At 67.4% G+C, this 14525-nt stretch carries 11 protein-coding genes; 6 read left to right on the top strand and 5 right to left on the bottom strand.

The window, feature by feature from the left end:
* From BMZ45_RS01915 to BMZ45_RS01895, 5 genes are all read left to right on the top strand, one after another.
* Positions 1-4845: Ig-like domain-containing protein (locus BMZ45_RS01915; RefSeq protein WP_091631782.1), on the top strand; the 4845-nt coding region annotated here is incomplete at its 5' end.
* Between the two features lie 16 nt (positions 4846-4861).
* Positions 4862-8539, top strand: coding sequence for a hypothetical protein (locus BMZ45_RS01910; protein WP_217643134.1), 3678 nt, complete (start codon positions 4862-4864; stop codon positions 8537-8539).
* 301 nt (positions 8540-8840) lie between these two features.
* Entirely contained in the window at positions 8841-9308 is a 468-nt protein-coding gene (locus tag BMZ45_RS01905) for a hypothetical protein (protein ID WP_139215359.1), read from the top strand.
* A gap of 251 nt (positions 9309-9559) precedes the next feature.
* On the top strand, positions 9560-9880 hold the full coding sequence (locus BMZ45_RS01900) for a DUF2277 domain-containing protein (RefSeq protein ID WP_091631776.1): 321 nt from the start codon (positions 9560-9562) through the stop codon (positions 9878-9880).
* A 196-nt stretch (positions 9881-10076) separates the two neighbouring features.
* The gene (locus BMZ45_RS01895) at positions 10077-10544 is read left to right on the top strand and encodes a hypothetical protein (RefSeq protein WP_091631773.1); all 468 of its coding nucleotides are present in this window, start codon (positions 10077-10079) and stop codon (positions 10542-10544) included.
* A gap of 118 nt (positions 10545-10662) precedes the next feature.
* Here the strand turns inward: BMZ45_RS01895 and BMZ45_RS01890 are convergent, their stop codons facing one another.
* The 5 genes from BMZ45_RS01890 to BMZ45_RS01870 are packed head-to-tail and all read right to left on the bottom strand — an operon-like array spanning position 10663 to position 13047.
* Complete coding sequence (locus BMZ45_RS01890; protein ID WP_091631771.1) at positions 10663-11373, bottom strand: aquaporin; 711 nt, start codon at positions 11371-11373, stop codon at positions 10663-10665.
* Positions 11370-11774 (bottom strand): arsenate reductase ArsC, encoded by a 405-nt coding sequence (locus tag BMZ45_RS01885; RefSeq protein ID WP_091631768.1) that lies wholly within the window; start codon positions 11772-11774, stop codon positions 11370-11372. Before BMZ45_RS01885 ends, BMZ45_RS01890 begins: the two co-directional genes overlap by 4 nt.
* A gap of 21 nt (positions 11775-11795) precedes the next feature.
* Positions 11796-12227 carry an arsenic resistance N-acetyltransferase ArsN2 gene (gene arsN2 / locus BMZ45_RS01880; protein ID WP_091631765.1) on the bottom strand — a complete coding sequence of 144 codons (432 nt, stop codon included), beginning with the start codon at positions 12225-12227 and terminating at the stop codon, positions 11796-11798.
* An 8-nt stretch (positions 12228-12235) separates the two neighbouring features.
* Complete coding sequence (locus tag BMZ45_RS01875) at positions 12236-12709, bottom strand: ArsI/CadI family heavy metal resistance metalloenzyme (protein WP_091631763.1); 474 nt, start codon at positions 12707-12709, stop codon at positions 12236-12238.
* A complete protein-coding gene (locus BMZ45_RS01870; RefSeq protein WP_091631759.1) occupies positions 12706-13047 on the bottom strand; it encodes an ArsR/SmtB family transcription factor in 342 nt (113 codons plus the stop codon). The genes BMZ45_RS01875 and BMZ45_RS01870 overlap by 4 nt, the downstream gene beginning before the upstream one ends.
* A 253-nt stretch (positions 13048-13300) precedes the next feature.
* Between BMZ45_RS01870 and BMZ45_RS01865 the strand changes: the two genes are divergently transcribed.
* Complete coding sequence (locus tag BMZ45_RS01865; RefSeq protein WP_091631756.1) at positions 13301-14503, top strand: serine hydrolase domain-containing protein; 1203 nt, start codon at positions 13301-13303, stop codon at positions 14501-14503.
* Positions 14504-14525 lie beyond the last annotated feature (22 nt).

Genomic DNA, 14525 nt, shown 5'->3' with positions numbered 1-14525 from the left:
ACCGCGACGGTCAACGCCACGGGCACCTACGCCAACACCGCGACGGTGACCTCGACCACCAACGATCCGACCACGACCAACAACACCGGTACGGCTACCACGACACCTGTCGCCTCGGCCGACCTGTCGATCGACAAGGACGACGCTGGCGCCTCGGTGGTGCCGGGCAACAACGTGGTCTACACGATCACCGTCGCCAACGCCGGTCCTTCGGCGGCCTCCTCGATCGTGGTCAGCGACGCGATTCCGGCCGGCCTGAGCTTCGTCAGCGCCAACGGCGCCGGCTGGAGCTGCGTCGACAACGCCGGCACCGTGGAATGCTCGCGTCCGACCCTGGCCGCGGGCGCCAATGCGGCGATCACGCTGACCCTGGCGGTGCCGGCCAACTACGGCGGCGCGTCCACGATCAGCAACACCGCCAGCGTCAGCAGCGCCACCACGGACCCGAACGGCGGCAACGACAGCGATACCGAAACCACGCCGGTTTCGATCTCGATCGACGCCACTGACGACGCGGGCGCGGTCCTGCCGTTCGCCGGCGGCACCGTGCCGAACGTGACCGTCAACGACACCACCAACGGCGTCGCCGTCGCGATCGGCGTCAACGCCACCGCGCCGACCATCGTCAGCAACGGCGGCCTGACCGGTCTGATCGCCAATCCGGACGGCAGCTTCACCGTGCCGGCCAGCTCGGCCCCGGGCGCCTACACCGTCACCTACCGCATCTGCACGCTGCCGGCCACCTCACCGGCCACCTGCGACGATGCCAACGTGCCGGTCGTGGTCGGCCCGGATGCCGTGGACGACACCGCCACCACGCCGCAAAACACCACGCTCAATGCCACCGTCACCGGCGGCGACAGCGCGCCGGTGGGCTCGGTCTACGGCCTGGTGACCGGTACCAGCAACGGCACGCTGACCTTGAACGCCGACGGCACCTACACCTACGTGCCCAACGCCAACTACAGCGGCCCGGACAGCTTCAGCTACCGTCTGTGCCTGCCGGCGCCGAACGGCTCGGTCTGCGATATCGCGACCGTGTCGATCACCGTCGGCGGCAATACCGTCACCCCGGTCGACGACAGCGCCAGCACGCCGCAGAACACCCCGGTGGGCATCAACGTGGTCGGCAACGACACCACCACCGGCGCGCCGCTCAATCCGGCCTCGGTCAGCATCGTCACGGCGCCGACCAACGGCAGCGTGACCTGCGACAGCGCGGGCCTGTGCACCTACACGCCGAACGCCGGTTTCAGCGGCAGCGACAGCTTCGTCTACCGCGTCTGCGACGTCTCGACGCCGACCCCGGTCTGCGCCAACGCCACCGCCACGGTGACCGTGGCGCAGGCGGTGATCGTGGCCAACGACGACGACTACAGCGGCACGCCGGTCAACGGCGCCACGGGCATGGCCAACGTCGGCAATGCGCTGACCAACGACAGCCTCAACGGCGGCGCGGTCGACCTGGCCTTCGTGACCTTCACCGTCAACGACCCGAACACGGGCGATGGCGTCTCGGTTGCGGCCGACGGCACCGTGTCGGTCGCCCCGGGCACTCCAGCCGGTAGCTATGTGATCCCGTACCAGCTGTGCGAGACCGCGCGTCCGAGCAACTGCGACACGGCTTCGATCACCGTGGTGGTCAACGCCGCGCCGATCGATGCGGTGGACGACCCGGTCGCCACGCCGGTCAACGGCAGCACCGGCGGCACCGCCGTGGTCAACGTGCTCGGCAACGACACCCTCAACGGTGGCGCGGCCACGACCAGCAACATCACCTTGGCGCCGGTCACCAGCGGCCCGCTGACGGTGAATGCCGACGGTACGGTCGATGTCGCGCCGAACACCCCGGCCGGCACTTACACCGTCACCTACCAGATCTGCGAAATCCTCAATCCGAGCAACTGCGATACCGCCACGGTTACCGTGACGGTCAACGCCGCACCGATCGACGCCGTCGACGACACCGTCGCAACGCCGGTCAACGGCACCACGGGCGGCACCGGTGTGGTGAACGTGCTGGGCAACGACACCCTCAACGGTGGCGCGGCCACGACCGGTAACGTCACCCTGGCGCCGGTCACCAACGGCCCGCTGACGGTGAACGCCAACGGCACGGTCGACGTTGCGCCGAACACCCCGGCCGGCACCTACACCGCGACCTACCGGATCTGCGAGGTGCTCAACCCGAGCAACTGCGATACCGCGATCGTCACGGTCACGGTCAATGCCGCACCGATCGACGCGGTCGACGACACCGTCGCCACGCCGGTCAACGGCAGCACCGGCGGCACCGGCGTGATCAACGTGCTCGGTAACGACAGCCTCAACGGCAGCACCCTGAACCCGGCCGACGTCAGCCTGACGCCGGTCACCAGCGGCCCGCTGACGGTGAACGCCAACGGTACGGTCGATGTCGCGCCGAACACCCCGGCCGGCACCTACACCGTCACCTACCGCATCTGCGAAGTGCTGAACCCGAGCAACTGCGATACGGCCGTGGTCACGGTCACCGTGGTCGCTCCCGCGATCACCGCCACCGACGATCTGGTCGGCGGCGGCCGCGGCGTCACTCCGCAGAACACGCCGATCATCACCAGCGTGCTGACCAACGACACGCTCAACGGCGCGCCGATCGATCCGGCCCTAGTCAACATCACCATCGCCAGCAACCCGGCGAACGGCACGGTCGTGGTCAACGGCGACGGCACCGTGACCTATACGCCCAACCCGAACTTCAGCGGCAACGACAGCTACACCTACACGATCTGCGAGAAGCTCAACCCGGCCAACTGCGCCACCGCCACCGTCTCGGTGCTGGTCCAGCCCAACCGGGTCGATGCCGTCGACGACGTGACTAGCACCGATCAGCAGGTGCCGGTGACGATCAGCGTCCTCACCAACGACAGCGTGCTCAGTGCGCCGCTGGATCCGGCCTCGGTCAGCGTGACCGTGGCGCCGACCAACGGCACGGTGAACTGCGTGGCGGGCGTGTGCACCTACACCCCGAACCAGTTCTTCGCCGGTACCGACAGCTTCACCTACCGCGTCTGCGACACCTCGGTGCCGACCCCGGTCTGCGATACCGCCGTGGTCACCATCACGGTGAACGCCAACGCCCCGGTGCTGCGCCTGACCAAGCAGTCGGCTCAGCGCTCGGTGAAGATCGGCGACCTGGTCCGCTACACGGTGATCGCCGAGAACGTGGGCGACTCGCCGGCGCGCAACGCGACCCTGGTCGATACGCCGCCCGCGGGCTTCACCTACGTCGACGGCTCGCTGAGCGTGGACGACGAGGACGATGCGGCCACGGTGGGCGGCACCAATCCGCTGCGCATCAACGGCATCGACGTGGCCATCGGCCAGCGCGCCACCATCGTCTACTTCCTGCGCGTCGGCGCCGGCGTGGGCAAGGGCGTGCACACCAACAGCGTCACCGCGCTCGACGTGACCGGCACTTCGATCGGCAACGTCGCCACCGCCGATGTCGACATGGCCGGCGACCCGCTGCTGGAAGACAGCCTGATCATGGGCACGGTCTACGACGACCGCGACGGCGACGGCTGGCAGGATCCGGCCAAGGCCGGTGGCGTGCGCGTGCAGGGCGGCTTCGCCCCGGGCGCCTACGTCGCGGGCTCGACCACGGTCGATCGCGGCACCGGCCCGCAGCCGGAGCCCGACGCCAGCGCGCCGCTGCTGCACGGCATCGCGATCGGCGACATCGCCGGCCGCAACTCCAGCGCCGACAGCGCCCAGCGCCGTCAGGTGGTGGTGCGTCAGACCCTGCGCTCGCTCGACTTCAGCGACGACTTCGTCCTGACCACCGACGAGGGCAGCACCGTGCGCATGAACGCCGCCGGCCAGACCACGGTCGAACGCGCTCGCGGCGACGCGGCCAAGGGCCTGACCGCGCAGGACCTGCAGGTCACGCGCCAGGTCAGCCAGGTCGCCGGCGGCTACGAGGTCAGCTACGTGATCCGCAACGAAGGCATCGACGAACGTGGCATCCCCGGCGTGCGCATCGCCTCGGTGGAAGGTCTGATCATGCAGACCGACGCCTACGGCCGTTACCACCTGGAGGGCATCTCGGGCGGCGACGCCGCGCGCGGTCGCAACTTCATCCTCAAGGTCGACCAGGCCACGCTGCCGCCGGGCTCGGTGTTCACCACCGAAAACCCGCGCGTGCGCCGCGTGACCCAGGGCGTGCCGACCCGCTTCGACTTCGGCGTCAAGCTGCCCGCTGGCGAGATCCGCGGCGGCAGCAGCCAGACCGACGTCGAGCTGGGCGAGGTGATGTTCGAGGCCGGCAGCGACCAGGTGAAGAGCGACTACGCGCCGATGTTCGGCAAGATCGCCCAGCGCCTGCGCGACGCCGACGGCGGCAGCGTCACCATCACCGCTCAGGCCGAGGGCGAGGCCCTGGCCTTCGCCCGCGCCCATGCGGTGCAGGCGGCGCTGAGCAAGGAACTGGAACCGGCCCTGGCCGAGAAGGTTCGTATCGACGTGGTCGCGGGCACCGACGCTACGGCGCTGGTCAGCCTGGACCAGGCCATCAAGTTGGGCGAGCTGCTGTTCGACACCGACCAGGCCACGATCCGTCCGCAGTACCGCGGTCTGATCTCGGAAATCGCCAAGACCCTCAACCGCGAAGGCCGCGGTGTGATCGGTATCGTCGGCCGCGCCGATCCGCGCGGCGCCAACGCCTACAACGTCCAGCTCGGCTTGCGCCGCGCCAAGGCCGTGTTCGAGGCGATATCGGCCGAACTCGAGCCGAAGGTGAGACAGAAGGTGCGAGTGGACATAACTGACGATACCAACGCCCCCGTCGGCGTGGGCGGCCGCTGAGGACATGGCTATGAAGATGAAAATGAAGCTTCTGGACATGACCCTGATCGGCCTGCTGTATGCCGGCGCCGCCGGTACCGCGCTGGCTCAGGACACGACGCCGAAATCGGAAGGCGAGGGTGCCGCGGCACGTTGCGACGGCGGCGAATGCCGCAGCGACGAAGGCCTGCTGTTCCGCGTGCGCACCCGCGGCGAAGAACGCCCGGTCGCCCAGGGCGAGGACGTCGACGCCCTGCAGCGCAATCGCCGCGTCGACGTGGTGCGCGAGGACGTGCTGCCTGGCAGCGCCAAGATCGCCGGCCGCTTCAGCATCGACCTGCCCAACGGCGGGGTGATCTGGGCCACCGAGGATCCCACCCTCGGCCGCCCCGTGCTCGACGTGCAGGGCGGTTCGACCGTGCCCTTCGAGAACGGCCGCATCGCCAAGCCGCTGCGCTTCCACGGCTACACCAACTACGCCTCGTTCATCGACAGGATCGAAGTCACCGTGTACCGCGGCAGCGATGCCGACCTGGTCACGCCGCTGGCCAAGATCGACCTGCCGGTGGCCAACGTCACCGATCAGGAATGGGACGGCGCCCTGCCGGCCGATCTCAACCTGCAGCCGGGCGACGAGCTGATCTACGTCGCCCGCGCCTACGGCAAGGACGGCGCCTTCGACGAAACCGTCGGCAAGCGCGTGCAACTGGTGCGGCCGGAAGACTACGAGCGCGGCATCCAGGTGCTGCGCGACGAGAACCAGCGTTCGCTGGGCAAGGCGCTGGACACCGAGGAAGCCGAGTCGCAGGGCATCGAGAACGCGATCTACGGGCGCAGCTCGCTGCGTATCCAGAACATCCCGATCTACGGCTCGCGCGTGCGCATCTACGGCCGCGACATCCCGCGCGATACCCAGCTCACCATCAACGGCGAAACCTTCCCGATCGACCTCGAGCGCAAGTTCGTGGCCGAGTTCCTGGAGCCGATCGGCCGTCACGGCTACGACGTGGCGGTCAAGCCGCGCGGCGGCGCGCCGCTGCAGCACCGCCTCGACGTCGACGTCACCGGCAAGTACGCCTTCCTGGTCGCGCTGGCCGACGTCACCGTGTCCGAGAACAATGTCAGCGGCAACATCGAACCGCTGGCCGGCGACGAGCGTTACGACAAGGACTTCATCAGCGAAGGCCGCCTGGCGTTCTATTTGAAGGGCAAGGTCAAGGGCAAGTACCTGATCACCGCCCAGGCCGACACCCGCGAGCGCGAGATCAAGGAGCTGTTCAACGGCTTCTTCGACGCCGACGCCCAGGACGTGTTCCGCCGCCTCGACCCGGACCTGTACTACCCGGTGTACGGCGACGACTCCAGCACCTACCGCGACGTCGATACCCAGGGCCGTTTGTACGTGCGCGTGGACTGGGACCAGAACCAGGCGCTGTGGGGCAACTTCAACACCGGCATCACCGGTACCGAGTACGGTCAGTACGACCGTTCGCTGTACGGCGCGGCGCTGTCCTGGCGTTCGCGCGCCACCACCCAGCTCGGCGCGCCCAAGAGCGAAGTGCGCGCGTTCGGTTCCGAAGCGCAGAGCGCCTACGGCCACACCGAGTTCCTCGGCACCGGCGGCAGCCTGTACTACCTCAAGCACACCGACGTGCTGCCGGGTTCGGATAAGGTCACCCTGGAAATCCGCGATCGCACCACCGGCCGCACCGAGAGCCGCGTGGACCTGCAGCGCGGCGCCGACTACGAGATCGACGAGCTGCAGGGTCGCCTGATCCTGACCCGTCCGCTGGCCCAGGTCACGCGCGAGAACGTGCGCACGCTGACCCGCGACAACCCGCTCGACGGCTACACCCAGCTGCTGCTGGTCGACTACGAATACGTGCCGGTCGGCTTCGATGCCGACGACGTCAGCGCCGGCTTCCGCGGCAAGCAGTGGTTCGGCGAGCACGTCGCGGTGGGCGGCACTTACATCGACGAGAACCGGCGTGGCGACGACTACACCCTCAAGGGCGCGGACCTGACCCTGCAGGCCGGTCGCGGCACCTACCTGAAGCTGGAACAGACCCGCAGCGAATCCACCGTCGCGCCGATCTTCTATTCGGACAACGGCGGCTTGAGCTTCATCCAACGCAATCCCAGCAGCGGTGCCCGTAGCGGCGAAGCCCGCGCGGTCGAAGCGCGCGCCAACTTCAAGGAGCTGGGCTGGACCGACCACGACTGGAGCGTCGGCGCCTGGTGGCGCGACGTGGATGCCGGCTTCTCGGTCTCGCGCGCCGACACCGGCCTGGAGATCGAGGAATACGGCGCCGAGTTCCTGGGCTATTTCACCGAGAACTTCAGCCTGTACGGCAAGTACTCGCGCGCCGAACGCGGCGCCGAGGCCCTGGAACAGAGCCAGCTCACCGCCGATTGGCGCATCACCAACGACACCCAACTGGGCGCCGAGTTGCGTCGCGTGCGCGAGGAGCGCCTCAGCGGCACCGCCGACGCCCTGTTGGCGGCCGTGAGCTACCGCCGTCGTTTCGGTTCTTCGCTGGAGCTGTACGGCGTCGGTCAGATCACCGCCGACGACGACAACGGCGCCTACGACCGCAACAACCTGGTCACCTTGGGCGCCAAGTACCTGTTCGGCGATCGCTCCAGCGTCGGCGCCGAAGTCAGCGGCGGCAGCCGCGGCCACGGCGGCAAGGTCGAGGCCGAGTACCGCCTCAAGCCCGACCATACGATCTACGGCGCCTACAGCTACAGCACCGACACCACCGCCACCGATCCGCTGTTCAACCGCGACCTGCAGAACGGCTGGACCCTCGGCCAGCGCTGGCGCCTGAGCAACCAGGTCAACCTGTTCAACGAAAGCCAGTTCCTCAAGGATCCCAGCGACAACAGCCAGGGCATCGTCCACACCTACGGCATGGACTTCTATCCGTCCGAAGGCTGGAACATCGGTTTCACCATCATGGACGGTGAACTCGACGCCAGCACCGGTCGCGTCGACCGCCGCGCCTACAGCATCAGCGGCGGCCGCACCGACGAAATCGCCCAGTGGAACAGCAAGCTGGAGTACCGCAAGGACACCGGCGCCGAGCAGCGCGAGCAGTGGGTCACCACCAACCGCCTGTTCTACAAGGTCAACGAAGACCTGCGCCTGGCCCTGCGCGCCAACTACGCCGACACCCAGGACGATCTCAACCCGGCCGAAAGCGCCAAGCTGGCCGAAGCCAACCTCGGCTTCGCCTACCGCCCGCACGACAACACTCGCTGGGGCCTGTTCGGCAAGTACACCTATTTGTACGACCTGGCCACGCTCGGCCAGGACGGCGGCGCCACCTACGACCAGCGCTCGCAGGTGCTGTCGTTCGAAGGCGTCTACCGCATCGACGACAAGTGGGAAGTGGCCGGCAAGCTCGCCAGCCGTTGGGGCGACTACCGCATCGGTCGCGGCGAAGGCCAGTGGCTGGACAGCCGCGCCGACTTCGCCGCCGGCCAGTTGCGCTACCACCTGATCGCCAAGTGGGAAGGCCTGGTCGAGTACCGCTGGCTGCAGGTCAAGGACGGCGGCGACAAGCGCGGCTGGCTGATCGGCCTGGATCGTCAGATCGGCGACAACTTCAAGGTCGGCGTGGGCTACAACTTCACCGACTTCAGCGACGACCTGACCGATCTGAAGTACGACAACAAGGGCTGGTTCTTGAATCTGGCCGGCTACTACTGATCCGCCAGGCTCAGAGCTCCAGCGAAACGCCGCGGCCTCCGCGGCGTTTTGTTTTGTCGTCCGCTGTGGGGCGGCAGCAGCGCAAGACGCGACCGTGGCCTCTAAGCGCCTGCGCAGTCGCCGCGTGCGCCGCAGACCCAGGCCTTCTGTGGGAGCGGCGTAAGCCGCGATAGCACCACCCCGCTGAAGGGGATCGCCATGGCGCGGCGTGGACCTGCATTGACAAGCCAAAACACCCGCCCGAGCATCACCGAAGCGGCCGCATATGCCGCCCTCGACTTTGCCATCCAGGGGAACATTCGTGCTCAAGACGCTCTTCATCGCAGCGGCGCTCAGTTTGTCGCTGAGTGCCACGGCGCTCGCCGAAAAGCCTCACCCCACCGCCAACGAGTTCTCCCGCCTCACGGTTGCGGGCATGAAGCACGGGTTGTCGAAGAGTCACCCGGCAATGGCCGCTTGCGTCGGCAAGATCAGCGACTCCGCCCTCAGCGAAGCCTATCAAGCGGTCATCGCCCGCATAGTGCCCGCGGCTGATATCGCCACGCTGGATGCCTTCTTCGGAACTCCGCTCGGCAAGCGCTGGACCGACGACAACATTCTGTTCGGACAGACCGGCGGCGCGTCCCATGGCGAATTCAGCAAGGACGAACTGAAGCAGATCACGCCCATCGTCAGCCTGCCGTCCTACATCAAATTGCAGGAAGTCGGAGCGTCCGGAGATCCGGTGATCCAGAAGGCGGTTATGAAAGCGCTCGATCCGTGTCAGTAAGTCCGGCATTGCCCCAATCGGCTGCGTTGCCGCCTGACCGGGAACTTGGCTGCCGCCGCCGGCCGCAGCCGATGGGCCTGCACAAACGGCGGTCTTGGAATGTCCGACGTTTGGGAGCCTGACATCGGCCAGCGCCGCCCTCAGCGCCCTGGCGCCGATGGGTTGACAGCCTTCGAACGCCAGTCCGAGTATTGAACACGGCACCCCGATGTGGGGCGATAGCGTCAGTAAACGCTGGTGTTGGAGGCGACATGTGCAGGAACATCCGGACGCTGTACAACTTCGATCCGCCGGCAACGGGCGATGAGATACGCGCGTCGGCTTTGCAGTTCGTCCGTAAATTGAGTGGATTCAACGCCCCGTCGAAGGCCAACGAGGAGGCCTTCAACCTGGCCGTGAAGCAAGTCAGCGAGGCTGCGGCCACGCTCATCAACTCGTTGACCACGTTCAGCCCGCCCAAGAACCGCGAGATCGAGCGCGGCAAGGCCGCGGAGCTTTCGGCCAAGCGCTTTGGCGTGCCTAAGCCGTCCGGCGATTCGTTCAGATCGAAGTCGCGCCGCGGCTCGGCCTAGGCCGAGCATCCGGTCGCCACGGGGAGGAGGTGCGTAGCGTGCGTGGACCACTGCTGTGCGCGATTGCGGTGAGCCTGTTCGCGTGTTCCGCCGTCCAAGCCGCTGAAGAGTCGGCGTCGGCCAGGGCGTGCTGGCCCTGTTGTTCCTTCTGTGCGGCGGCTGCGATTCCAGCGCCGTGCCTAGGGAAGGATTGTTCATGAGCACCCGCACCGATTCGAGCGGCTTGGAATACCGCAACCAGCTCGCTGAAGCGATTCGTCAGTCCGACCGGATCGTACTGACCGAGCATTCCTATCCTTACGATGCCTACGACAGCCAGGCCGGGAAGTCGCTGATACCGGACGAGGTCGTGTACGCCACGAGGGAGCTCAGCGGGGACCAGTCCGATGCGTTCCTGTCCACGGTCCAGGGCCTGGATCCGCAGACCCAGGATGCCTTCGCCGCCTGCATCTTCGAGCCGCACCACACCCTGCGTTTCTATGCCGGGGGCGAGTTGGTCAGCACGATGGAGATCTGTTTCAAGTGCGCGCAGGTGAAATGGGATGCGACCGACCTTGCGCCACCGTGGTCCTTGCTATCGGGCCTGGCGACGGTGGTGCAGGGGGCCGGATTCTCGCCCGAGCGGGACTGGGCCGGTTTGGCAGAGCAGCATCTGAAACGCTGAGGTACCGGGATCGGGTGTCGATAGCGTCGGGCTTCGTGGCCGTGTTGTGGTTGCTCGCGTGGGCTGGCTTCCTGCTGGCGCTGATCGTGCGTCGCGCCGACGCTTCGGTGCCGGAAGCCTAGGGCGTGTCGGCGTTCGAGCGCTTCGGGTCCTGCGATGGTCCGGCTTCGTCCGCGTTTGAAGTCCGCAACAGCGCCGCGAACCAGAGCGCGGCGATCATGCCCGCGAGTTGAGCCAGCACGAAGCCCGCAACGTCCTCGGGCCGGATGCCCGCGAAGCTCTGGGTGAGCGATCGCGCCAAAGTCACCGCCGGATTGGCGAACGAGGTGCTGGCGGTGAACCAGTAAGCGGCGAAGATGTAGCTGGCGACCAGTGCGGGCAGGGCAGCGGGCCGATGGCGGGCGCCGATCAGAATGGTCGACAACAGGCCGAACGTGGCCACGCCTTCGCTCAGCCATTGCGGCATTCCGCTGCGAACGTGGCTGCCCGGCTGCCATAGCGGCAGGTCGAACATGGCATGGGCCAGCAGCACGCCGGCGACGGCGGCGACGATCTGCACCGCGATGTAGGCGGCCGCATCGCGCTTGTGGAGGGCGCCGCGAAACAACATCGCCAGCGTAACGGCGGGGTTGAAGTGGGCGCCGGACACCGGCCCGAACACGACGATCAAGACATAGAGCATGCCCGCGGTCGCGGCGGCATTGGCGAGCAGAGCCAGGCCGTCGCTCCCGTCCGACAGGTTCACGCCCATGATGCCGGAGCCGACCACCGTGGCCAGCAGCAGAGCGGTGCCGACGAATTCGGCCAGTAGCCTTTGGCCTAGCGTCACGGCAACGAAGCCAGCAAGGCCTGGACGCGCGTCGATATGTCGTCGCGTACGGCGCGATAGGCGTCGTCGTCCATGTGCTTGGGATCGGGCAGGGCCCAGTCCTCGCGGCGTTGGGCCGGTACCCAGGGGCAGTCGTCGCCGCAGCCCATGGTGATGACCGCGTCGAAGGCGCCGTCGATCTCGTCCAGCGACTTGGAAGCGTGCGCGCTCAGGTCGTAGCCCAGTTCGGCCATGTAGCGGATAGCCTTGGGGTTGATGCGTCCGGAAGGGGCGGAGCCGGCGCTATGGGCTTCGATGCGATCGCCACCGTGCATGCGCGCGAAGGCCTCGGCCATCTGACTGCGGTTGGCGTTCTCGACGCAGACGAACAGCACGCGTTTCTTTGGCGTAGCGGAGATCATGGGCTCAGGGCTTTCCGAGGTTCATTCCAGGGGCTTGATCAGACAGTCGGCGGATGCCGGACACAGCGATCGGAATTCCGCGCTGTCCTGCACGCCGGTAGGCGCCGACGCGCGATCGATGGCGCGGTAGCCGCGCTGGGCGAAGAACGCCGACGCGGTCTGGGTCAGCAGCACCAGCTCGTGCAGGCCCTGCGCGCGTGCCGCGCTTTCGGCCGCGGCCACCAGGCGGCCGCCGGTGCCGGTGCGGCGGGCATCAGCGCGCACCGCGAGCGAGCGCAGCAGGCCGGTATCGCCGAAGCGCTGGATGCCGACGACACCGGCGAGCTCGCCGCCGCCATCCGCGATCAGGAAGGCGATATCGGCGCCGGCCAAGTCCTGCACCGGCAGACCGTTGGCGGCCAGCAAGGCATGGATCGCGGCATGCTCGGACTCGAGCGCTGGACGGATCGACATTGCCAGACTCAGCCGCAAGCCGTGGCGCAGCAGGCCGCCGCGGCGGGCTGCGCTTGCGTGGTGGGCGCGCAAGCCGCCGGGCCTTCGCCGGCGCAACCGACGTCGGGGGCGTAGTAGGTGGTGGCCTCGCCGAAGGTGTGGAAAGACTCCCAGCGCACGCCCTGGGGGTCTTGCGTCCACAGCTTGTCCGATTGCGCATAGCAGCACACCGCCGCGGCTTCGGGGGCAACGCTGCCGCCGGCGGCGTCGAGACGACGGCCCAGCGCGGTGAGCTCATCGCCGCTGTCGACCTGCAGGCCCAGGTGATCGACGCCCACGGCGCGACCGGTGCTGGAAATGGCGAAGTTGATGCGCGGATCCTCGAGCATCCACTTGGCGTAGTCGCTCTTATGCACCTGGGGTGCGGTGCCGAACAGTTCGTTGTAGAAGCGGATGCTGGACGCCAGGTCGGCGACATTCAAATGCACATGGAAGCGATTCATCGACGGGCTCCTTTCGGACGTGGAGTGCAGGCTGCGGCCGGCGTGCAGGTTTCGACGCCCGCGCAGCAGTTTTCGGTGAGGTAGGCGAGCAGGGCGTTCATCTGCAGGTAGTTGGCGCGCACGCGGATCACTCGTCCCTCGCGCTGGTCATGGACCAGGGACGCGCCACGCAGCACGTTGAGGTGTGCGGTGAGCGTGGCGGGCGGCAGCTCAAGCTTTTCGCGCAGTTCGCCCACCGACATTCCGTCCGGTCCGGCCTGCACCAGCTGTCGAAAGGCGGCCAGGCGGGATTCGTGACTGAGGGCGCCAAGTGCGCCGAGGGCGGTTTTCATTTCCATAGTTCCAGTATTTTGGAAATGTTGAGTCCTGTCAAGCGGGTCTGCGGCCAGCGCAATGCGGCGCCCGCGGACTAAACCGGATGCGGGAACGAGGCATCCCAGTGAGGCGCCGACTCCGCCGTCGGCAGCGCGGCGCGGGGCGTCGGCCCACCGCCGTGCGACGTCATTCGATTTTTCCTCCCCGCCTCGCGAGGCCGCGCTCTCGTCGGGACCCTCCGTTGTATCCGCAACCACTCAGCCCAGCCAGGACGCCATGACACACACACGCTACGGACGCTATTTCGCCGACGCCAAGATCGCCACCGCGATCAAAGCGCTGGCAAGCTCGACGCTGATCGCCACGGCAGTGGTCGGCACGCCCCTCCACGCTGCGCCCGTCGCCGAGCCGCCGGCGTTCGCGCTGATCATCGAGCGCGAGGTGCCGGCGTTGATGAAGGAGGCGAAGATCCAGGGCGCCGCGGTAGGGCTGATCGTCGACGGTCGGCTGGTCTTCGCGCGCGGCTACGGCTATGCGGATCACGCCGGCAAGGTGCCCGCGACGCCGGACACCGTATTCGTCGCGGCCTCGCTGTCCAAGCCGATCGCCAGCTGGGTAACGATGCGTCTGGCCGAGCAAGGGCGTATCCGGTTGGATCAGCCGGTGGCCGAGCTGATATCGCCGTGGCCCTTGGCGCAGAACCAGTTCGACTATCGCCAGATCACCATCCGCCGTCTGCTTTCGCATAGCGCGGGCACCACCTTGAGTGGATATCAGGGCTGGCTGGACTACAAGGAACTGCCGACGCTGGAAGAATCGCTGGCAGGAAAAACCAACGGGCGCGGCGCGGTGGAGCTGTTCGCGCCCGTCGGCGCCAAGTTCCAATACTCTGGCGGCGGTTACACCTTGATGCAGCTGGCGATCGAACGGAGCACGAAACGCAAGTACGCCGATTGGGCGCGCGAGCTGGTGTTCCAGCCCTTGGGCATGAAGCACAGCAGTGTGGCAATGACGCCACAGGTGCTGGCCGGCGCCGCGCAAGGCCATGGCGACGATGGCGGCCCGGTCCCGATGCGCTACTACGTCGAGCAGGCCCCCTCGACCCTGAGCACCACCGTCAACGACTTCGCGCGCTGGATGATCGCCGGCATGGCCGACAGCCCCGGTGCGCATCCGTTGTCGCAGGCGCAGTTGGACCTGATGTACGCGCCGGCGGCATTGAGCGCGCCTCGTGCGCCCAACGAGGCCGTTTATGGTCTGGGCCACTTCATCGAGCGCCTCGCCGACGGCAGCACGGTGGTCGGGCACGACGGGCGCAACCAGGCCGGGTTCCGCGCCAAATTCCTGATGCGCCCCGGTACCGGCGACGGCATCGTGTTCTTCAGCAATTCGCGCACGGGTTTGGCGCTGGACCGCATCGTCTGTCTGTGGGGAGCGGACTTGGCCAAGGCGGATCCCGCCGTGACTTGCAAGAAGTAAACGCGTTGCCCATGGGCGGCGA

It is taken from the genome of Lysobacter sp. cf310 (assembly GCF_900114355.1).
Classification (GTDB): domain Bacteria; phylum Pseudomonadota; class Gammaproteobacteria; order Xanthomonadales; family Xanthomonadaceae; genus Lysobacter.
The sequence above is the reverse complement of the archived record's forward strand: the minus strand, read 5'-3'. Positions and strand labels throughout refer to the sequence as shown.